General features: G+C 74.0%; 19 protein-coding genes. 9 read left to right on the top strand and 10 right to left on the bottom strand.

The window, feature by feature from the left end:
* Genes LG396_RS26090 through LG396_RS26070 form a run of 5 tightly spaced genes read right to left on the bottom strand, consistent with a single transcriptional unit; the run spans window position 1 to window position 5,278 of the window.
* The gene (locus LG396_RS26090) at window positions 1-924 is read right to left on the bottom strand and encodes a glycosyltransferase family 2 protein (RefSeq protein ID WP_037751133.1); all 924 of its coding nucleotides are present in this window, start codon (window positions 922-924) and stop codon (window positions 1-3) included.
* Window positions 925-929: 5 nt separating this feature from the next.
* The gene (locus LG396_RS26085; protein WP_051102912.1) at window positions 930-1,709 is read right to left on the bottom strand and encodes a CDP-alcohol phosphatidyltransferase family protein; all 780 of its coding nucleotides are present in this window, start codon (window positions 1,707-1,709) and stop codon (window positions 930-932) included.
* On the bottom strand, window positions 1,687-2,751 hold the full coding sequence (locus LG396_RS26080) for an iron-containing alcohol dehydrogenase family protein (RefSeq protein WP_018838711.1): 1,065 nt from the start codon (window positions 2,749-2,751) through the stop codon (window positions 1,687-1,689). Before LG396_RS26080 ends, LG396_RS26085 begins: the two co-directional genes overlap by 23 nt.
* Entirely contained in the window at window positions 2,739-3,476 is a 738-nt protein-coding gene (locus LG396_RS26075; RefSeq protein WP_018843793.1) for a phosphocholine cytidylyltransferase family protein, read from the bottom strand. Before LG396_RS26075 ends, LG396_RS26080 begins: the two co-directional genes overlap by 13 nt.
* A complete protein-coding gene (locus LG396_RS26070) occupies window positions 3,473-5,278 on the bottom strand; it encodes a DUF5941 domain-containing protein (RefSeq protein WP_225796719.1) in 1,806 nt (601 codons plus the stop codon). The genes LG396_RS26075 and LG396_RS26070 overlap by 4 nt, the downstream gene beginning before the upstream one ends.
* Before the next feature lie 188 nt (window positions 5,279-5,466).
* Between LG396_RS26070 and galE the strand changes: the two genes are divergently transcribed.
* The 3 genes from galE (at window position 5,467) to idi (ending at window position 8,207) form a co-directional block, all read left to right on the top strand.
* The gene (gene galE / locus LG396_RS26065) at window positions 5,467-6,453 is read left to right on the top strand and encodes a UDP-glucose 4-epimerase GalE (RefSeq protein WP_225796619.1); all 987 of its coding nucleotides are present in this window, start codon (window positions 5,467-5,469) and stop codon (window positions 6,451-6,453) included.
* 158 nt (window positions 6,454-6,611) lie between these two features.
* Window positions 6,612-7,541: a cation diffusion facilitator family transporter gene (locus LG396_RS26060; RefSeq protein ID WP_037751137.1), complete on the top strand. Its 930-nt coding sequence runs from the start codon at window positions 6,612-6,614 to the stop codon at window positions 7,539-7,541.
* A 105-nt stretch (window positions 7,542-7,646) separates the two neighbouring features.
* Window positions 7,647-8,207 carry an isopentenyl-diphosphate Delta-isomerase gene (gene idi / locus LG396_RS26055; protein WP_225796618.1) on the top strand — a complete coding sequence of 187 codons (561 nt, stop codon included), beginning with the start codon at window positions 7,647-7,649 and terminating at the stop codon, window positions 8,205-8,207.
* Here idi and LG396_RS26050 read toward each other — a convergent pair.
* A complete protein-coding gene (locus LG396_RS26050; RefSeq protein ID WP_018838717.1) occupies window positions 8,140-8,670 on the bottom strand; it encodes an ATP-binding protein in 531 nt (176 codons plus the stop codon). The genes idi and LG396_RS26050 overlap by 68 nt on opposite strands.
* A 407-nt stretch (window positions 8,671-9,077) precedes the next feature.
* On the opposite strand from LG396_RS26050, the gene LG396_RS26045 reads away from it, so the two are divergent.
* Both LG396_RS26045 and LG396_RS26040 read left to right on the top strand, forming a co-directional pair.
* The gene (locus tag LG396_RS26045) at window positions 9,078-10,703 is read left to right on the top strand and encodes an ABC-F family ATP-binding cassette domain-containing protein (RefSeq protein WP_225796617.1); all 1,626 of its coding nucleotides are present in this window, start codon (window positions 9,078-9,080) and stop codon (window positions 10,701-10,703) included.
* 72 nt (window positions 10,704-10,775) lie between these two features.
* Entirely contained in the window at window positions 10,776-11,576 is an 801-nt protein-coding gene (locus tag LG396_RS26040; RefSeq protein ID WP_018843794.1) for an enoyl-CoA hydratase/isomerase family protein, read from the top strand.
* A gap of 27 nt (window positions 11,577-11,603) precedes the next feature.
* Here the strand turns inward: LG396_RS26040 and LG396_RS26035 are convergent, their stop codons facing one another.
* Together LG396_RS26035 and LG396_RS26030 are read right to left on the bottom strand one after the other, a co-directional pair.
* On the bottom strand, window positions 11,604-12,251 hold the full coding sequence (locus LG396_RS26035) for a DJ-1/PfpI family protein (RefSeq protein WP_225796616.1): 648 nt from the start codon (window positions 12,249-12,251) through the stop codon (window positions 11,604-11,606).
* A 43-nt stretch (window positions 12,252-12,294) separates the two neighbouring features.
* Window positions 12,295-13,245 (bottom strand): GlxA family transcriptional regulator, encoded by a 951-nt coding sequence (locus LG396_RS26030; RefSeq protein WP_199850274.1) that lies wholly within the window; start codon window positions 13,243-13,245, stop codon window positions 12,295-12,297.
* Between the two features lie 116 nt (window positions 13,246-13,361).
* On the opposite strand from LG396_RS26030, the gene LG396_RS26025 reads away from it, so the two are divergent.
* The 3 genes from LG396_RS26025 to LG396_RS26015 all read left to right on the top strand — a co-directional run bounded on the left by LG396_RS26025 (window position 13,362) and on the right by LG396_RS26015 (window position 17,108).
* A complete protein-coding gene (locus LG396_RS26025) occupies window positions 13,362-14,225 on the top strand; it encodes an SCO6745 family protein (RefSeq protein ID WP_225796615.1) in 864 nt (287 codons plus the stop codon).
* Between the two features lie 88 nt (window positions 14,226-14,313).
* A complete protein-coding gene (locus tag LG396_RS26020; protein WP_018838723.1) occupies window positions 14,314-14,451 on the top strand; it encodes an LPFR motif small protein in 138 nt (45 codons plus the stop codon).
* Between the two features lie 143 nt (window positions 14,452-14,594).
* Window positions 14,595-17,108, top strand: coding sequence for a Tex family protein (locus tag LG396_RS26015; RefSeq protein WP_225796614.1), 2,514 nt, complete (start codon window positions 14,595-14,597; stop codon window positions 17,106-17,108).
* 208 nt (window positions 17,109-17,316) lie between these two features.
* Here the strand turns inward: LG396_RS26015 and LG396_RS26010 are convergent, their stop codons facing one another.
* Window positions 17,317-18,018, bottom strand: a complete 702-nt coding sequence (locus LG396_RS26010; protein WP_020610504.1) for a sulfite exporter TauE/SafE family protein — start codon at window positions 18,016-18,018, stop codon at window positions 17,317-17,319.
* Window positions 18,019-18,035: 17 nt separating this feature from the next.
* On the bottom strand, window positions 18,036-18,590 hold the full coding sequence (locus tag LG396_RS26005; RefSeq protein ID WP_018838726.1) for a TrmH family RNA methyltransferase: 555 nt from the start codon (window positions 18,588-18,590) through the stop codon (window positions 18,036-18,038).
* A 129-nt stretch (window positions 18,591-18,719) separates the two neighbouring features.
* On the opposite strand from LG396_RS26005, the gene LG396_RS26000 reads away from it, so the two are divergent.
* On the top strand, window positions 18,720-19,682 hold the full coding sequence (locus LG396_RS26000) for an FAD-dependent oxidoreductase (RefSeq protein ID WP_225796613.1): 963 nt from the start codon (window positions 18,720-18,722) through the stop codon (window positions 19,680-19,682).
* Window positions 19,683-19,793: the final 111 nt, after the last annotated feature.

Genomic DNA, 19,793 nt, shown 5'->3' with positions numbered 1-19,793 from the left:
TCAGATCACGGGCGGTCGTCCCAGCCGGGTCAGCCGCCACACCGTACGCCACTTCATGGGCGAGCGCGGCCCGCACGGTGCGCGCCAGCCCTCCCGGAAGCCTACGAGCCATGATTTCAGCACAGCCCGCGAGGGGCTGCGTGCCACTGTGAGCAGGAACCAGACACCGAGATAGACCGGGACGAGCAGCGCGGGCAGGTTCCGGCGGGCCAGCCAGACCCGGTTGCGGGCCACGTTGTGGTGGTACGTGGCATGCCTGCTGGGCGGCATCGTCGGGTGGTGCAGGACCATGTCGGCGCGGTAGTCGATGTGCCAGCCGGCATCCAGCGCGCGCCAGGCGAGGTCGGTCTCCTCGTGGGCGTAGAAGAAGTCGTCCGGCAGCCCGCCGACCTCCTGGAACACCGCCGTGCGCACCGCGTTGGCGCCGCCGAGGAACGTGGTGACGCGGGAGGAGCGCATCGGGTCGGAGGCGCGCAGCCGGGGCACGTGCCGGCGCTGCGTGACCCCGGTCTCGGGGTCGGCGATGCGGAAGCTGACGATGCCCAGGCGCGGGTCCGCGGCGAACGCCTCGCGTACCAGCCGGGCCGTGTCCTGTTGTGGCAGAAGACCGTCGTCGTCGAGGAAGAGCAGCACGTCGACGTCGCGGCCGCCCTCGCCGAACGCCTCGATGCCGACGTTGCGCCCGCCGGGGATGCCGAGGTTCTCGGGCAGCTCCACGACCCGTACGCCCTGCGGGATGTTGGGCACGGTCACGCCCTGGGCGACGACGACCACCTCGATGGGCGGGCCGTCCTGCTTGGCGACCGACTCCAGCAGCGCGCGCAGCTCCTCGGGGCGCTGGCCCATCGTGATCACGACGGCGCCGAGCCGGAGCTCCTCCGGGTTGTCGGCCGCCTGCCGCCGGGGCTGGTGTTCATATGTCATTCGGCTCACCGCAACCTGCTGGAGGCCAGAATGCTGACCAGGTGAAGGAGGGTCTGCAGCATCGCTATCGCGGCGAGTACGGCGACACCGAGTCGGGAGAAGTACAGGTCCCCCTTGATCAGGTCGAGGATCGCCAGCAGGAGGATGACGAGTGACGCCTCGATCCCCAGGATCAGCCGGTGGAACTTCAGCGCCGACGCCGCCTTGCGGGCCACGGCGACTCCCGACGAGCGCGGCTCGGCCGCGGACTCCTTGACCGGCGGCAGGCCCTGCTGGTGGCGGGCGACGCCGACGAGGTCGGTCTCCGCCTTGATCAGCACGGCGCCCAGCGCGGCCAGGGTGCCCAGGAAGGCCCAGAGCCAGTCGACGGATCCCTCGCCCCACGGGTCGGCGGCGCGCAGGCCGAAGCCCACGAGCACCGCGGCATCGCAGAGGTACGCGCCGACCCGGTCGAGGTACACGCCGCCGATGGAGAACTGCTGCTTCCAGCGGGCGACCTCCCCGTCGACGCAGTCGAGCAGCAGGTACAGCTGGACCATCAGCACGCCCAGCAGGGCTCCGGCGATGCCGGGGACCAGCAGCGCCGGGGCGGCCAGGACGCCGGCGAGGGTCATGACGTACGTCAGTTGGTTGGGCGTCACCCGGGTGTTCACCAGGTGTCGGTCCACACGCAGCGAGATCTCGCGCATGTACAGGCGGCCGGCCCAGTGTTCTCCGCTGCGCCGGTCCTTCACCCCCGGGGGGTGGACCACGGGCCGTAGCTCAGCTACCGATGGCTTTGGCATAGTCGGCGTAGGCGTCTCTGATCTGGTCGGTGGACAGGTCGAGGTGTTCGAGGATCGTGTACCGGCCGGGCCGGGTCTGCGGCGCGAACTCGATGGCCTTCACGAACTCGTCGTCCGCGAAGCCGATGTCGTCCGCCAGCACGGGCAGCCCGTGCCGGCGCAGCACCTGCGCCATCAGCAGCGCCGTCTCCCGGTCGCCGCGCAGGAACGTGGCGAAGGTCCCGCCGATACCGCACTGCTCGCCGTGGAGCGCGCAGCGCTTCGGGTAGAGCAGGTCGAAGGCGTGGCTGATCTCGTGGCACGCGCCGGAGGCCGGGCGGCTGTCGCCGGCCACCGACATCGCGATACCGCAGAGCACCAGCGCCTCGGCGAGGATGACGAGGAAGTCGTCGTCGCCGATCCCGCCGGGGTGGCGCAGCACCGAGTCGCCGGCGCTGCGGGCCATCGCGGCGGCCAGCCCGTCGATGGGCTCGCCGGTCTCGCGGTGGGACAGCTCCCAGTCGGCGACGGCGGACAGCTTGCACGTCACGTCGCCGATGCCGGCGCGGACGAAGCGCGGCGGGGCCTCGCGGATGACGTCGAGGTCGATGACGATCGCGATGGGGTTGGGCACGCCGTACGAGCCGCGCCCCGCGTCGTTGTCGAGGGTGGAGACCGGCGAGCAGAGGCCGTCGTTGGCGAGGTTGGTGGCCACGGCGACCATCGGCAGGCCGACGCGCGCCGCGGCGTACTTCGCGGAGTCGATGACCTTGCCGCCGCCGAGGCCGACGACGGCGTCGTAGCGGCCGGTGCTCTTGATGGAGTCGGCGAGCCGTACGGCGCCGTCGATGGTGCCGTCGGCGTCGGCGAACCAGTCGGCGCCGGGCAGCGCCGGCGCGAAGCGGTCGCGCAGCGCCTGCCCGGAGCGGGGGCTGATGGCGAACGCGAGCCGGCCCGACGGCGCGACACGCTGGTCGGAGAGGAGGTCTGCGAGGTCGTCCAGCGCCCCGGCCCGGATGTCGACCGTCAGCGGCGACGGGATCAGGCGGGTCAGTACCGGCACGCGATCTCCCTGCCCTTGGCGAGGTCGTCGTGGTTGTCGATCTCGACCCAGGCGACGTCGCCGATGGGTGCGACGTCGATCTTGAAGCCGCGGTTGACCAGCTCCTGGTAGCCGTCCTCGTAGTAGAGGTCGGGGTCGCGCTCGAAGGTGGTCTTCAGCGCGTCGGCCAGCTCGTCCGCGGCGGAGCCCTCGATGAGGGTGACGCCGATGTACTCCCCGGTGGCCTCGGCCGGCTCCATCAGCTTGGTGATCCGCTGGACGCCCTTGTCGGGGTCGGCGACGACCTTCATCTCCTCGTCGGCGAGCTGCTTGACCGTGTCGAGGGCAAGGATGATCTTCTTGCCGTCGCCGCGGGCGGCCAGCAGGGTCTTCTCGACGGAGACGGGGTGGACGGTGTCGCCGTTGGCGAGGATCACGTCGTGCCGGATCGAGTCCCGGCCGCACCACAGGGAGTAGGCGTTGTTCCACTCCTCGGCCTTGTCGTTGTCGATCAGCGTGAGCTTCAGGCCGTACGCGCGCTCCAGGGCCTCCTTGCGCTCGTACACGGCCTCCTTGCGGTAGCCGACGATGATCGCCGCCTCCGTGAGCCCGATCTCGGCGAAGTTGCCGAGGGTGAGGTCGAGGACGGTGGTCTCGCCGTCGACGGGCACCAGGGCCTTCGGCAGGGTGTCGGTGTAGGGGCGCAGACGCCTTCCGGCGCCGGCCGCCAGCACGAGGCCGATCATGCGGGTTCTCCTGTTTCGTCGTGTACAGCGGGGGCTCCGGAGGAGACCCAGAAGCGGATGCTCTCGGTGAGCACCACCAGCGCCACGGCCACGGCGATGGCCGCGAGCGCGAACGTGAAGCGCGTGCCGGTCAGCAGGGCAGCTGCCAGCGTGACCGCCAGCGCCCGTCCCTCGTGCCCGCCGATCGCCCGCACCAGGCGGCGCGGGGGCGCACCCGTGCCGCCGCGGATGCGGTACACGGTGTCGTAGTGATGGTAGGCGACCGCGGCCACCAGTCCGAAAGCCGCAGGAAGCGCTCCGTTCACCTCGGAGCGCGCCGCGAGCGCCAGGACGAGGCCGTACTCGGCGGCCCGGAAGAGCGGCGGCACGAGCCAGTCCAGCGGGCCGGCCAGCGGCCGGGCGACGGCGAGTGCCGAGGTCAGGACGTAGCCGGCCGCGCCTATGAGGGGCCACCAGCTGCCGTACGGGGTGAAGAGCGCCAGCGCCACGAGGAGCGCGCCGCCGGCGGCGGCCAGGGCGGGCGCGGCGTACGGGGGCAGGGAGCGCGCGGGGGCGCGCAGGGAGCGGGCGGCGGCCTCGGCGAGCGGTCCGGTGTCGGTCAGCTCGTCCAGGGCCCTCAGCGCCTGCTCGCTCCTGGGGACGCGGCGCTTGAGGGAGCGCAGCACCCGGCCCGCGGTGGTGTACGAGGCGGCGAGCCCCATGCCGACGAGCAGCACGACGAAGACGACGCGCGGGGTGGTGACGGCGGTGAGGACGGCGATCAGCGCCCAGCGCTCGCCGATCGGCAGCACCACCATGCGGCGCAGCCACACGGTCCAGCCGAGCCGGTCGAGCCGTTCGGAGAGGGCCGCGGTCGGGCTGGTGTTGGCCGCCGCGGCGGCGGTGCCGGCGATGGACTCGTTGAAGGCGAAGTCCACCACGTGCCGGCAGATCTGCAGCACCATGGCGCCCAGCGCGAGGGCCCACACGTCGTCGCCGTCGGCGTTGGCGGCGCCGAGGGCGAGGCCCGCGAAGTAGGCGTACTCCTTGGCGCGGTCGAAGGTGGCGTCGAGCCAGGCGCCCATCGTGGAGTACTGCAGCGAGTAGCGGGCGAGCTGCCCGTCGGTGCAGTCCAGCACGAAGGAGAGCAGCAGCAGCACGCCCGCGGCGACGAAGCCGGCGCGGGTGCCCGTGGCCGCGCAGCCCGCCGCGAGCACGGCGGTGGCCAGGGAGGCGGTGGTGACCTGGTTCGGGGTGAGGCCGCGGTTGGCGCACCAGCGGGCGAGGTAGCGCGAGTAGGGGCTGATGAAGAAGGTGGTGAAGAACCCGTCGCGGCTCTTCACCGCGGCGCGCAGCCGGGCCTTCTCCTCGTCCACTGCGGCGACCGCGTCCGTCGCCTTCGCCCGGGCCAGGGCGTCCTCGGGTACGGAGGCCACCAGGACGCCCAGCTCCGGCCGGGCCAGCGGGCCGTCGGAGTCGGCCAGCTGCGCGGCGGTCTGCTCGGCGACGCCGTCGAGGGTCCGGCTGCGCATCACCGCGCGGGACAGGGCGGTACGGGCCGCGGGCGTCCGCACCGCGACCACGCCGGGCACGGCCGCGCCGGGGAAGCGGGGGTCGGCGAGGGTGAGGCGCAGGCTGTGCCGGTGGCCGACGAAGCGGCTGTCGACGAGCGCGACCCGGCCGTCCTCGGGCAGCAGCGCGAGCACGGTGGCGGCGTCGGCCACGTCTGCGGCGGTACGCACGTCGTCGTACCCCAGCGACTCGAGGTCGCTCTCCAGGGGGGACCCGGGGACGGGCGGGCCGATCAGGATTGCGGTCCGCAGTCGAACTCACTCCTTGGCAGGCGGGACGGCAGGCGGGTCCGCCCCTCCCCCGTCCGGCCGGGCGGCTGTCGGCAGAGGTTAGCGGATCCCTGGAACCACGGGTTCACCGCCCGTTCGCCTCGACCGGGTGGCGATCATCATTTCGCAGCTCGCACCCGTGCTCCAAACCGGGGCGGTAGTGTTCCGGCATGACGTGGTTGATCACCGGCGGGGCCGGTTACATCGGCGCGCATGTCGTGCGGGCCATGACGGGCGCCGGGGAGCGGGTCGTCGTGCTGGACGACGTGTCGACCGGGAACCCGGCCCGGCTGCCCGCGGACGTACCGCTGGTGCGCGGCACGTTCCTGGACCGGCTGCTGCTCAACCGCACCTTCGCCGAGTACGACGTCACGGGCGTGCTGCACCTCGCGGCGAAGAAGCAGGTCGGCGAGTCCGTGGAGCAGCCGCTCTCGTACTACCGGGAGAACGTGCACGGCCTGGGCGTGCTGCTGGAGGCCGTGGTGGCCGCGGGCGTGCGCCGCTTCGTGCTCTCCTCCTCCGCCGCCGTCTACGGCATGCCGGACGTCGACCTGGTCACCGAGGACACCCCCTGCCTGCCGATCAACCCGTACGGCGAGACCAAGCTCGCCGGCGAGTGGCTGCTGCGGGCCACGGGCCGGGCGCACGGGCTGGCCACCGCCTGCCTGCGCTATTTCAACGTCGCCGGGGCCGCCGCGCCCGAGCTGGCGGACACCGGCGTGTACAACGTGGTCCCGATGTTCTTCGAGCGGCTGACCGCCCACGAGCCCGTGCGGATCTTCGGCGACGACTACCCGACCCCCGACGGCACCTGCATCCGCGACTACGTCCACGTCGTCGACCTCGCCGACGCGCACCTGGCGGCGGCCCGCCGGGTCGCGGCCCCCGCGGTCACCGGCGACCTGACGGTGAACCTCGGCAGTGGCACCGGGGTGTCGGTCCGGGAGCTGGCCGAGGTCGTCGCCGACGTCACCGGGCACCGCGAGCACCCGCCCGCGGTGCACGCCCGGCGGCCCGGGGACCCGGCCCGCGTGGTCGCTTCGTACGAGCTGGCGGCCAAGGAGCTGGGCTGGCTCCCCCGGCTGGACGTGCGCGCCATGGTCGAGACCGCCTGGGCGGGCTGGCTGCACAGCCACCCCGCCGCACGGCGCGGCTGACCAGCCGAGACGTCCGCAGGAGCGTTTCCGCAGGTCAGACGATGAAAACCGACTTCATGTCAAGGTTTGGCGAATACCCCCTGCCCGTAGTTCACTGAGATCGCCGGGCAGGCACGAGGGCCTGTCCGCGACCGCCTGGGAACCGGAGGGCATGCGGCATGGGTGCAGGGCACGACCACTCCCACGGATCGGCCGGCGGTACGGCCTCGGCCGCACACCGCGGCCGGCTGCGCATCGCCCTGATCCTCACCTCGTCGGTGCTGGGTCTGCAGGTGGTCGGCGGGGTGATCACCGGCTCGCTGGCGCTCGTCGCGGACGCCGGGCACATGGCGACCGACGTGGTCGGTCTCTCCATGGCGCTGCTGGCGATCCACTTCGCGAACCGGCCGACGAGCGAGCGGCGCACCTTCGGCTTCGCCCGCGCCGAGATCCTGGCGGCGCTGGCCAACTGTCTGCTGCTCTTCGGCGTCGGCGGCTACATCCTCTACCAGGCGGTGCTCCGCTTCATGGACCCGCCGGAGATCGAGGGCGGGCTGACCTTCGCCTTCGGTGCCGCGGGCCTGGTGGTCAACCTGATCTCGCTGGCCCTGCTGATGCGCGGCCGGCGGGAGAGCCTGAACGTGCGCGGCGCCTTCCTGGAGGTGCTGGCGGACGCCCTGGGGTCGGTCGCCGTGATCATCTCCGCGCTGGTCATCGTCACCACGGGCTGGCAGTACGCGGACCCGGTCGCCTCGCTCGCCATCGGCTCGATGATCATCCCGAGGACGTTCAAGCTGCTGCGCGAGGCGCTGGACGTGCTGCTGGAGGCGGCGCCCAAGGACGTGGACGTCTCCGAGGTGCGCACGCACATCCTGGCGCTGCCGGGCGTGGTGGAGCTGCACGACCTGCACGTGTGGACGATCACCTCGGGGATGCCGGTGATATCGGCGCACGTCGTGGTCAAGGAGAACGTGCTGCAGTCGGTGGGTCAGGAGAGGCTGCTGCACGATCTGCAGGGGTGCCTCGGCGATCACTTCGATGTCGAGCATTGCACGTTCCAGATCGAGCCCGTCGGACACGCCGAGCACGAGGCACATCTCTGTCATTGAGGCGTGATCGGTGAGGCAGACTGAATGAGGCGTTCCGTCGGCTCCGCCGGCCGCGGGGCCGGGGCGCCCGCACCGGACGCCGTAGATCGGACGCAAAGGATGGTCATGCCGGCCGCTACCACCGAAGAGATCATGCTGGAACTCGTCGACGAGGACGGCACCACGATCGGCACCGCCGGGAAGCTGTCCGCGCACGAGGCTCCGGGCCGGCTGCACCGGGCGTTCTCCGTGTTCCTCTTCGACACCGCGGGCCGGATGCTGATCCAGCAGCGGGCGCCGGGCAAGTACCACTCCCCCGGCGTGTGGTCCAACTCCTGCTGCGGTCACCCCTACCCCGGCGAGTCGCCGCTCGCCGCCGCGGCCCGCCGCACCTACGAGGAGCTGGGCGTCTCGCCCGCGCTGCTCGCCGAGGCCGGGACGGTCACGTACCACCACCCGGACCCGGCCTCGGGGCTGGTGGAGCACGAGTACAACCACCTCTTCGCCGGGCTGCTGCGGACCGCCCCGCGGCCGGCCGCCGACGAGGTCGGCGCGGTCGCCTTCGTCACCGCGGACGAGCTGGCCGAGCGGCACGCCGGGGATCCGTTCTCGGCGTGGTTCATGACGGTGCTGGACGCGGCCAGGCCGGCCATCCGGGAGTTGACGGGGCCGGCGTCCGGCTGGTGACGCCGGCGAGCGGGAGGGAGGCCCAGATCACCTTCCCGCCGTCGACGGTGTGCGCCACGTCGCAGGTGCCGCCCGCCTCGCTCGTGATCGTCTTGACCAGCAGCAGTCCCCGGCCGCCCGTCTCGTCGTCGTCCGCCTGGAGGGCCTTCGGGCGGTACGGGTGCTGGTCCTGGACGGCGACGCGGACCCAGCCGGCGCTGACCGACAGCTCGACGCCGATCTCCGGGGAGAGCACCCCGGCGTGCCGGACCGCGTTCGTCACCAGCTCCGAGACGATCAGCAGCACGCCCTGGAGCAGTTCGTCGCCGATGGGCACACGCCGGCGGACGAGGAGGTCGCGTACGGCGTGCCGGGACTGGGGCACGGAGGAGTCGAGCGCCGGGGCGTCGAACTTCCAGGTGCCCTCGTACGCCGCCGGGACCACCTGGCCGGGCTCGGGTCTCAGGCTCGCGCCGTCGTTCACCGCCGGCACCTGCTTTCACCACCACTCACCCTCCGAGTGTTGGCAATCACCGGAGCTCAACCCCCCTGCGCGCAGAACTTGACTGGCTTTCGTCACCTTCCGACCGGCTGCGCCATGCCCGGCTTGCGTTGCGATCGAAATAATCGGTTGCCGATTCCCGTTGAACCGTCGTACCTTCACGGTGCCCTGCAGTCGACGATTGGAGAAGGTGTTGCTCGTCTGAGGTCCCTACGGCACCGTGCCCGCGGCATTTCCCGTGTGCGGCACGTGCGACCTCACGGCTCGAGCCACCTTCCTCTCCTGTAGGGCGCCCCCGGCTCCCGCTCCCGTTCCACCCGGCTCTCCCAGGTCGCCGTCCGGTGCCGACGCCGCCCCGTCGCACCCCAACGAGCTCACCGGGAGACGCCATGTCATATCCCTCCACGCCGCACGCGGCCACCTCCGTCACCTGCACCGGGCTGGCCTTCACCTGGCCCGACGGCACGACCGTCTTCGAGGGCTTCGACCTCGCGGTCGGCCCCGGCCGCACCGGGCTGATCGGCCGCAACGGCACGGGCAAGTCCACGCTGCTGCGGCTGATGGCCGGGGAGCTGGCCCCGGCCGCCGGCACGGTCAAGGCCGCGGGCACGGTCGGCTACCTGCCGCAGAACCTCGTGCTCGACACCGCCGCGCGGGTCGACACGGTGCTGGGCATCGACGGTGTGCGGCGCGCGCTGCACGCCATCGAGTCGGGCGACGTCGCCGAGGAGCACTTCACCGCCGTCGGCGACGACTGGGACGTCGAGGAGCGCGCCCGCGCCACCCTCGACCAGCTCGGCCTGGCGCACGTCGGCCTCGACCGCACCATCGGCGAGGTCTCCGGCGGCGAGTCGGTGCTGCTGCGGCTGGCCGCGCTGCTGATGCAGCGTCCGGACGTGCTGCTGCTGGACGAGCCGACGAACAACCTCGATCTGAAGGCCCGCCGCCGGCTGTACGCGGCCGTGGAGGCCTGGCCGGGCGTGATGGTGATCGTCAGCCACGACCGCGAGCTGCTCGACCGCGTCGACCAGGTCGCCGACCTGCGGGACGGCGAAGTCGCCTGGTACGGCGGCAACTTCACGGCGTACGAGGAGGCGCTGGCCGTCGAGCAGGAGGCCGCGGAGCGCACGGTGCGCTCGGCCGAGGCGGACCTCAAGCGGCAGAAGCGCGAGCTGGCGGACGCGCACGAGAAGCTGAGCAAGCGCAAGCGGTACGCCGACAAGCAGTTCGCGAACAAGCGCGAGCCGAAGATCGTGATGAACGCGCGCAAGCGGGAGGCCCAGGTCTCCGCCGGCAAGCACCGCATCATGCACGAGGAGCGCCTCAAGGACGCCAGGGAGCGGCTCGACGAGGCGGAGGCTGCGGTACGGGACGACGACGAGATCCGCGTCGACCTGTCGTACACCGCCGTCCCCGCCGGCCGGGACGTGCTCATGCTGCGCGACCTCGAACTGCGCTACGGCGCACGGGTCGAGGCGCTGCAGGTGCGCGGCCCGGAGCGGATCGCGCTGACCGGGCGCAACGGCGCGGGCAAGTCCACGCTGCTGCGCACGGTCGCCGGGCAGCTCGCGCCGGTGGCGGGCGAGGCGGCGGTGCACGTACCGCTGCGCTACCTGCCGCAGCGGCTCGACGTGCTGGACGACGCGCTGAGCATCGTCGAGAACGTGGCCCTGCTGGCGCCCGCGGCGACCAACCAGCAGATCCGCGCCCGGCTGGCCCGCTTCCTGTTCCGGCAGGGCCGGGCGGACCAGATCGTCGGCACGCTGTCGGGCGGGGAGCGGTTCCGCGCCACGCTGGCGGCGCTGATGCTGGCGGAGCCCGCTCCGCAGCTGCTGATGCTGGACGAGCCGACGAACAACCTGGACATGGCCAGCGTGCGGCAGTTGGTGAGGGCGCTGGAGTCGTACGAGGGCGCGCTCGTGGTCGCCAGCCACGACGTGCGGTTCCTGCGCGAGATCGGCATCACGCGCTGGCTGCTGCTGGAGGAGGAGCTGAGCGACATCGAACCGCTGTAGGCGGGGCGCGCGCAGGGACGGCTCCCGCGGCCCGTCCCGGGGTGCGCGCCCGGTCGTGAGAAGCTGCCGGTCATGAGCGAAGGCGAGCTGCGGTGCGGCGTCGACGGCGGCGTGGCGACCGTGGTCATCAGCAACCCGGCCAAGCGCAACGCGATGACGCCGGACATGTGGCGCGCGCTGCCCGGGCTGCTGGCGGGACTCGCGGCGGACCGGGCGGTGCGCGCGCTGGTGCTCACGGGCGCGGGCGGCACGTTCTGCGCGGGCGCCGACATCGGCTCGCTGCGGGCGGGCAGCGAGGGCACGCAGGGTCTCGCCGAGGCCGCGGAGGAGGCGCTCGCCGCCTTCCCCAAGCCGGCGCTGGCCGCCGTGCGCGGGCACTGCGTGGGCGGCGGCTGCCAGCTCGCGGCGGCCTGCGACCTGCGGTTCGCCGCAGACGACGCGCTGTTCGGGGTCACGCCGGCGAAGCTGGGCATCGTCTACCCGGCCGGCGCGACCCGCCGGCTGGTACGGCTGGTGGGTCCGGCGACGGCGAAGTACCTGCTGTTCTCCGCCGAGTTGGTCGACGCGGCGCGGGCGCTGCGCACCGGCCTGGCGGACGAGGTACTGCCCGCGGCGGAACTCGGCGCGCGGGTGGCGGAGTTCACCGCGGTGCTGGCGCGCCGCTCGCAGCTCACGCAGGCTGCGGCGAAGGAGTTCGCCGACACGGCCCCGGTGTACGGGGACGGGGGCCCGCCCGCCGACGGCGGGGCCGCGTCCCCGGACGCGGCGCGCATCGCGCGCTGGGCGCGGGAGGCGCGCGCGGCCGGGGACACGGCGGAGGGCGTCGCCGCCTTCCTGGAGCGCCGCGAGCCGCGCTTCACCTGGTCGGTCTGACCCCCGCCGCGCCGGCCCGCCGGGGAGTCACTCCCGTACGCCTTCGAGGACGAACCGGCTGCGGGAGCGCAGCAGCCGGACGACCTCCGCCGGCGCCTTCTCCGGCGCCCCCGCGTCGTAGGGCGGCTGCGGGTCGTACTCGGTGGCGAGCTGGACGGCCTGTCCCATGGCGTCCCCCTGGATCCGCCCGACCAGGGTCAGGGCCATGTCGATGCCGGCGGAGACGCCGGCGGCGGTGACGTACTTGCCGTCGAGGACGACCCGTTCGCCGGTCGGTCGCGCGCCGTGCGCGGCGAGCTGTTCGAGGGCGAGCCAGTGCGAGGTGGCGCGGCGCCCGCGCAGCAGGCCGGCGGCGCCGAGGATCAGCGAGCCGGTGCAGACGGACGTGGTCCACAGCGTGTGCTCGTCCACGGCCCGCAGCCACTCGTGCAGCGGCCCGTCGGTCATCTGCGCGACCTGGCCAGGACCGCCGGGGACGACGACGATCTGCGGGCTCGGGACCTCGTCCAGCGCGGCCTCGGCGACCATGGTGAGGCTGCCGACGTCGTTGGCGACCGGGCCGCGGGCGGCGGCGACCGTGACGGTCTCGGCGCCGCCGAGCCGCGCGAGGATCTCGTACGGGCCGACGGCGTCGAGGGCGGTGAGGCCGTCGTAGAGCAGGATCGCGATCTGCATGGCTCCTCTTCCGGGGTGGTTCTGCGCGGGTGGTGGGGCGGGTTCAGGCGGCGGCGAAGCGGCGGCGGTACTCGGCGGGCGAGGCGCCGAGGGCCCGGACGAATGCGCGCCGCATCGACTCCGGGGTGCCGTAGCCGCAGTGCCGGGCGACCTCCTCGACGCCGTACGCGCTGTCCTCCAGCAGCCGGCGGGCCGCCTCCAGCCGCACGCCGTCGACGTACCGTCCGGGCGGCACGCCCGTCTCGGCCCGGAAGGCGCGGGCGAAGTGGCGCGGGGAGAGGCCGGCGCGGCCGGCGAGTGCGTCCACGGACAGGTCGCCGCCGGGGTGTTCGTCGATCCACTGCTGGACCTCGCGCAGCGGCTCCCGCTGCGCGGTCTGGGCGGCGAGCTGGGCGCTGAACTGCGCCTGGTTGCCCGGGCGGCGCAGGAACACGACCAGGTGGCGGGCGATGAGGAGCGCGACGTCGCGGCCCAGGTCCTCCTCGACGAGGGCGAGCGCGAGGTCGATGCCGGAGGTGACCCCGGCGGAGGTGGCCACGTCGCCGTCGCGGATGAAGATCGGATCGGGATCGACCTCGACGGCCGGGTGGCGGCGGGCGAGTTCGGCGCAGTACGCCCAGTGGGTCGTGGCCCGGCGCCCGTCCAGCAGCCCGGCGCCGGCGAGCAGTTCCGCGCCGGTGCAGACGGAGACCACCCGCCGGGCGCGGGGCGCCCGGTCGCGCAGCCAGGCGGTGATGTCCGGCTGCGGGCGGCGGGCGCCGTAGCCCCCGGGGACGACGAGCGTGTGCGGCGCGGGGGCGTCCGCCAGCCCGCCGTCGGGCGTCAGCCTGAGCCCGGAGGACGAGCGCACCGGGGCGCCGCCGGCGGAGGCCGTGCGGATGTCGTACGTGCCGGGGGCGGCCCGCTCGGCGCCCGCGAAGACCTCGAGCGGGCCGGTGAGGTCGAGGGTCTGGACGTCGTCGAAGAGCACGAAGAGAACGGTGCGGGCTGCCATGCGCTCCATCGTGGCCCCGGGCGCGTGCGGCAGCAATGACGAAGATCCCACCTTTCCTGCCATCCCCCCGTGCCGCCCCCTTCTCTTGCTAAGCGTGCGCTCAGTAGCCTGGCCGCATGACGTCACTCCCGCCGCGCGCCGCCCGCCGCTGCCACCAGGTCCTCAACCCGCTGCACTCGGCGATCTACTTCGCGCCGGAGTTCACCGAGGAGTTCGCGGGCATCGGCATCGACGACTGGCACGGCGCGTACTTCACCGCCAGGTCCGCCGCCATGGGCCCCGTCGGACCCGGCGCGGTGGCCGCCGCCTTCTACAACTACAGCCACCGCCTGGCCGCGCGGTACCTGCCCGCCGCGTGGACGACCGCGGACCCGGCCACGGTGCTGGCGGCCCGGCTGCGCGTCGCCGACGCCGTGCTGCGGCGACTGCTGGGTGAGGAGGCGATCGCCTCCCCGGAGCTGGCCGAGGCCGCGGAGCTGGCGCAGCGTGCGGCGGCGGGCGGCGAGCGCGCCGGGCGGATGCTGTACGCGGTCGAGGCCGGGCAGCCGGTGCCGGACGCGCCGCACCTGGTGCTCTGGCACGCCGCCACCCAACTGCGCGAGCACCGCGGCGACAGCCACAACGCGGTGCTGGCCCACGCCGGGCTCGACGGGCTGGAGTCGCAGATCACCCACACCGCGTCCGGCTTCGGCTTCACACCGGAGTTCGCCCGGTACTCGCGCGGCTGGGAGGCCGAGGAGTGGGCGGACGCGCAGGAGCGGCTGCGGGCCCGCGGGCTGCTCGCCGCGGACGGCGAGCTGACGGAGGCGGGGACGGCCCTGCGCAAGGGGCTGGAGGACGAGACGGACCGGGTGGACCTCGCGCCGTACGCGCGGCTGGGCGCCGCGGGCGTGGCCCGGCTGACCGAGCTGGCCACCGGTTTCACCGCGGCCGCGCTGGCCGCAGGGGCGATGCCCAAGGACATCTTCGGCAAGGACTGAGGCGCTCGGCCGGGCCGCGCGGCGGTGTTTACGCAACGCCGCGGCGGGCTACTCGCAGCTCTCGACCCGAGCAGCGAGGAGGACAGTCATGCGAGCCATCGCCGACATCCTGCGCATGATCGGCGGCGCCCTTGCCACGATCGTGACGCTTCCCTTCCGACTTGTCGCCCGTCTGTTCGGCGGCGCGTCGCGCGGCGGCCGGAGGCCCCGCCGCCGCGCCGTCTGACCCCGGTCCGGGCCAGGCCCGGGGCGCTTTCCCGCCACAGTCGGGAACGTGCCCCGGGCCGTTGCGACCCGCCGGACGACCGGGACACCTCCCGCCGCGCGCCCGGCTGTCAGTCGGACCTGCCACAATGCACTCCGCCACAGATGACAGAAAGCGGGGCGGACGTGACGGCGTCGGTATCGATTGAGGCCAGGATCGCCGAGGAGCTCGGCGTACGCGAGCGGCAGATCACTGCGGCGGTGCGGCTGCTCGACGACGGCGCCACCGTGCCGTTCATCGCCCGCTACCGCAAAGAGGCGACGGAGATGCTCGACGACGCCCAGTTGCGCACGGCGGAGGAGCGGCTGCGCTATCTGCGGGAGCTGGAGGAGCGGCGGGCGGCGATCCTGGAGTCCGTGCGCGGGCAGGGCAAGCTGACCGAGGAGTTGGAGGCGCAGATCCGCGCCGCCGACTCCAAGGCGCGGCTGGAGGACGTCTACCTGCCGTACAAGCCGAAGCGGCGGACGAAGGCGCAGATCGCTCGCGAGGCCGGTCTGGAGCCGCTGGCGGACGGGCTGCTCACCGATCCGTCGGTGGTGCCGCTCGCGGCGGCCACGGCGTTCGTGGACGCCGACAAGGGCGTGGCCGACCCGGCCGCGGCCCTGGAGGGCGCGCGGGCGATCCTCACCGAGCGGTTCGGCGAGGACGCCGACCTGATCGGCGAGCTGCGCGAGCGGATGTGGACGCACGGCCGCGCGGCCGCAAAGGTGCGCGAGGGCAAGGAGGAGGCGGGCGCGAAGTTCTCCGACTATTTCGACTTCGCCGAGCCGCTGACCGACCTGCCCTCGCACCGGATCCTCGCCCTCTTCCGCGGCGAGAAGGAGGAGGTCCTCGACCTCGCGCTGGAGCCCGATGCGCCCGCGGAGGCGGAGCAGGAGGGCCCGTCGGCGTACGAGCGCGCCATCGCGGCGCGGTTCGGGGTGGAGAACCGGGGCCGGCCCGCCGACACCTGGCTCGCCGAGACGGTGCGCTGGGCGTGGCGCACGCGCATCCTGGTGCACCTCGGCATCGACCTGCGGCTGCGGCTGCGGACGGCCGCCGAGGACCAGGCGGTGGACGTCTTCGCCGCCAACCTGCGGGACCTGCTGCTGGCCGCGCCGGCGGGCACGCGCGCCACGCTGGGCCTGGACCCCGGGCTGCGTACGGGCGTGAAGGTCGCTGTCGTGGACGCGACCGGCAAGGTCGCCGCCACCGCGACGGTCTATCCGCACGCGCCGCACCGCAAGTGGGACGAGTCGCTGACCGTCCTGGCCGAACTGGCGCGCGTGCACGCGGTGGAGCTGGTCGCCATCGGCAACGGCACGGGCTCACGGGAGACCGACAAGCTGGCCGCCGACCTGATCGCCGCGCAGCCCGAGCTGAAGCTGACGAAGGTGATGGTCTCGGAGGCCGGCGCGTCGGTGTACTCGGCGTCCGCGTTCGCCTCGCAGGAGCTGCCCGAGCTGGACGTGTCGCTGCGCGGCGCGGTGTCCATCGCGCGGCGGCTGCAGGACCCGCTGGCCGAGCTGGTGAAGATCGACCCGAAGTCGATCGGCGTCGGCCAGTACCAGCACGACCTGTCGGAGGCGAAGCTGTCGCGCTCCCTGGACGCGGTCGTGGAGGACTGCGTCAACGGCGTGGGCGTCGACCTCAACACCGCCTCGGCGCCGCTGCTGGCGCGGGTCTCCGGCATCGGCGCGGGGCTCGCGGAGAACATCGTGGCGCACCGCGACTCCAACGGGCCGTTCACGAGCCGCGTTGCCCTGAAGGACGTGCCGCGGCTCGGGCCGAAGGCGTTCGAGCAGTGCGCGGGCTTCCTGCGCATCCGCGGCGGCGACGACCCGCTGGACGCCTCCGGCGTGCACCCCGAGGCGTACCCGGTGGTGCGGCGGATGGTGAAGGCGGGCGGCGCGGAGGTGGCGGCGCTGATCGGTGACACGCGGACGCTGCGGTCGCTGAAGCCGCAGGACTTCACGGACGAGCGCTTCGGGCTGCCGACGGTGACGGACATCCTCAAGGAGCTGGAGAAGCCGGGGCGCGACCCGCGGCCGGCGTTCCGGACGGCGGTGTTCAAGGAAGGCGTGGAGAAGATCGGCGACCTGCAGCAGGGGATGGTGCTGGAGGGCGTCGTGACGAACGTGGCCGCGTTCGGGGCGTTCGTCGACGTGGGCGTGCACCAGGACGGGCTGGTGCACGTGTCGGCGATGTCGAAGACGTTCGTGAAGGATCCGCGCGAGGTCGCCAAGCCCGGCGACATCGTGAAGGTGAAGGTGCTGGACGTGGACGTGCCGCGGAAGCGGATCTCGCTGACGCTGCGGCTGGACGACGAGCCGGGCAAGCCGGCGGGCGGCGGCGGCCGGGGCGGCGGGCGCGAGCGCGACCGGCAGGGCCCGCCGCGGCAGCGGGGCGGCGGCCAGGGCGGCGGCGGCCAGGGCGGCGCTGGTCAGGGCGGCCAGGGCGGCGGAGGCGGACGGCAGCGCGGCGGCGGTGGCGGTGGTGGCGGCGGTCGGCGGCGCGAGGCGCAGCCGCAGAACAGCGAGATGGCGGACGCGCTGCGCCGCGCCGGTCTGCTCGGCGGCGGTGGCCGGGGCAGCGGCGGTGGCGGTGGCGGTGGCAACGGCCGCCGCGGCAAGCGCTGATCGCTGCACGGCCACCGGAGCGAGCACCCGCCGGGCCCCGTCCGCCGCACCGCGGTGAGCGGGGCCCGGCCCGCGCCGGGCTCCCCTCCCGCCGGGAGGTGTGGCACCGCGGTCGCCGCGTCGGCGGCGGGCGGGCATGCGGCCCCCGCGGGCAGCACACGGGAACCGGCGAGGGTGCCGCCGTACGGTGCCGCAGAACGGCGCCACGTCACAGGCCCATGAGGCCCTTCGTCAGCGTCGCCGCGCCGCCGGCCAGTCCGAGGATCAGCACCAGCCGGCGCGCGGGCGCCTCGGGCACCCGGTCGCCGAGGGCGCGGCCGATGAGGGCGCCCGCCGCGACGGCGGCGGCGCACAGCGCCCAGGCGCCGGGCTCCAGGTCCGGCGGCCCCTTGGCGGTGACCGAGACGATGTTGATGACGACGCCGTAGAACAGCGCGTTCGGGACGAACTCCCGCACGGTCCAGCCCGCGTTCACGGCGTACAGCGAGACGGCGGGGCCGCCGATGCCCGCCGAGGAGTTCATGAAGCCGCTGACCGCGCCCGCCGTGACCGCCCCGCCCCTGCCGCGCAGGGACTCGGCGCGGGCGCCGGCCATCACGAGCCCCACGGCGCCGCAGACCATGGCGCCCATCCCGGTCAGCAGTACGGGCGCGGGCAGCCGGGCGGCCGTGACGGCGCCGATCGGCACCGTGCAGATCGCGGCGGCCAGCAGCGGCACCATGGCGCCGGGCCTGACCTGCCGCCAGACGGTGGCCAGCCCGAACGCGCTGATGGCGCCGGCGGCGACGTTGGAGAGCCGGACGCCCTCGGCCGGGCCGAGCACCAGCGCCAGCGCCGGACCGGCGACCAGCGCGAGGCCGATGCCCGCGAGCCGCTGCACGGACGCGCCGAGCAGCAGCACTCCGGCCATGAGCAGGGCGTCACCGGTCACAGCAGCCCGGCCAGCCGGTAGAGGACGAGGGAGCCGGCCACGGCGACGTTGAGGCTGGCGCCGGTGCCGACCATGGGTATCTCGACGGCCTCGTCGAGATAGTCGAGCGCGTCCGGCGGGATGCCGTGCTGCTCGTGGCCGAGGACCATCACCGTGGCGCGGCGCGCGGCCGGCAGGTCGGCCAGGCGCACGGCCTCGTCGGCGAGTTCGACGCCGAGGACGGACTTGCCCGCGGCGCGCTGCCGCTCCAGCCAGCGCAGCGGGTCGCCGGTCCAGTGCACGCAGACCGGGCGGCGCAGGGTGTTGCCGCGGGCCAGCGCCTCGGGCACCCAGGGGAAGCGGGGCACGACGAGGCAGGCGCCGACGGCGTCGCAGGTGCGCAGGAGCGTACCGAGGTTGGCGCCGTGGAGCGGCCAGAGCGGGGCGGCGTAGAGGTGGTCCCAGCAGGAGTGGGCGCGGGGGCGGCGGCTGCGCTTCAGCTCGCGGGGTGTGCGGGTGCGGATGGCCGGCGCGTCCCTGCCGGCCCGGCGGACCCCCGGGCGGGCGCTCATCGGCGCGGGGCGCGCGCCCCCCGAACGCTTGCAGTACTCACGTAGTTCGACATGCGAACAGGGTAGCGATCATCCTCGGCTGTCCACCACCCCCGCGCGTGATCGCGACCGGTGCGGCAGACTGCCGGGATGGATTCCGAAGTCATCGTGCTCGGCAGCGGCATCATCGGCCTGACCAGTGCGGTCGTCCTCGCAGAAGGCGGGCGGCAGGTCACGGTGTGGGCGCGGGAGCCGGCGGAGGAGACGACGTCGGCCGTCGCGGGCGGGCTGTGGTGGCCGTACCGGATCGAGCCCGAACACCGGGTCGCGGACTGGTCGGTGCGGTCGTTCGAGGTGTACGCGCGGCAGGCGGAGCACGCCGCGGCGACGGGCGTGCGGATGCGGACGGGGCTGCAGCTCGGCGCCGAGACCGCCGGGCTCGGACCGTGGCGGCGGGCCCTGCGCGACGTGCGGGCGGCGGACCCCGTGGAGCTGCCCGGCGGGTACGCCACGGGCGTGCGCGCGACGGTGCCGATCATCGACACCGCCACGCACCTCGCCCACCTGCGCGACCGGCTGGCCGCGGCCGGAGGCCGGATCGAACGGCGCTCCGCCGGCTCGCTCGACGAGGCCGGACGGGCGGCCGGGTACGTCGTCAACTGCACCGGCCTCGGCGCCCGCGAACTCGTCCCGGACCCGGGCGTGCGCCCGGTGCAGGGGCAGCTCGTCGTCGTGGAGAACCCCGGCGTCGAGGAGTGGGTGGTCTCTGCGTACAAGGAGGCGACCGCGACGCTGTACGCGCTCCCGCAGCCGTACGGGCTCGTCCTCGGCGGCACGGCCGTCGAGGATGCCTGGGGCACCGAGCCCGACCCGGCGGTCGCGGAGGGCATCGTGGCGCGCTGCGCGCGCATCCTCCCGGAGGTCGCCCGCGCCCGCGTCCTCGGCCACCGCGTGGGACTCCGCCCGGCCCGGCCCGCCGTGCGGCTGGAGGCGGAGCAACTGCCGGGCGGGGCGCTGTGCGTGCACAACTACGGGCACGGGGGCGCCGGGGTGACGGTGGCGTGGGGCTGCGCGGAGGAGGCCGCGGGGCTGCTGGCGGGACCATCACGGTAAGCACGGCAACCCCCAACCCCCGCGCACCCGCCCAAGGGTAGGCGGCCCCACCGACAGCAGAGCCCCTGTACGCGCAGCGGTCGTACGCGCCGGGGCGGCCGCCCCTGTCCT

The sequence above is a fragment of the Streptomyces aculeolatus genome (genome assembly GCF_020400605.1).
GTDB lineage: Bacteria > Actinomycetota > Actinomycetes > Streptomycetales > Streptomycetaceae > Streptomyces > Streptomyces aculeolatus.
The sequence above is the reverse complement of the archived record's forward strand: the minus strand, read 5'-3'. Positions and strand labels throughout refer to the sequence as shown.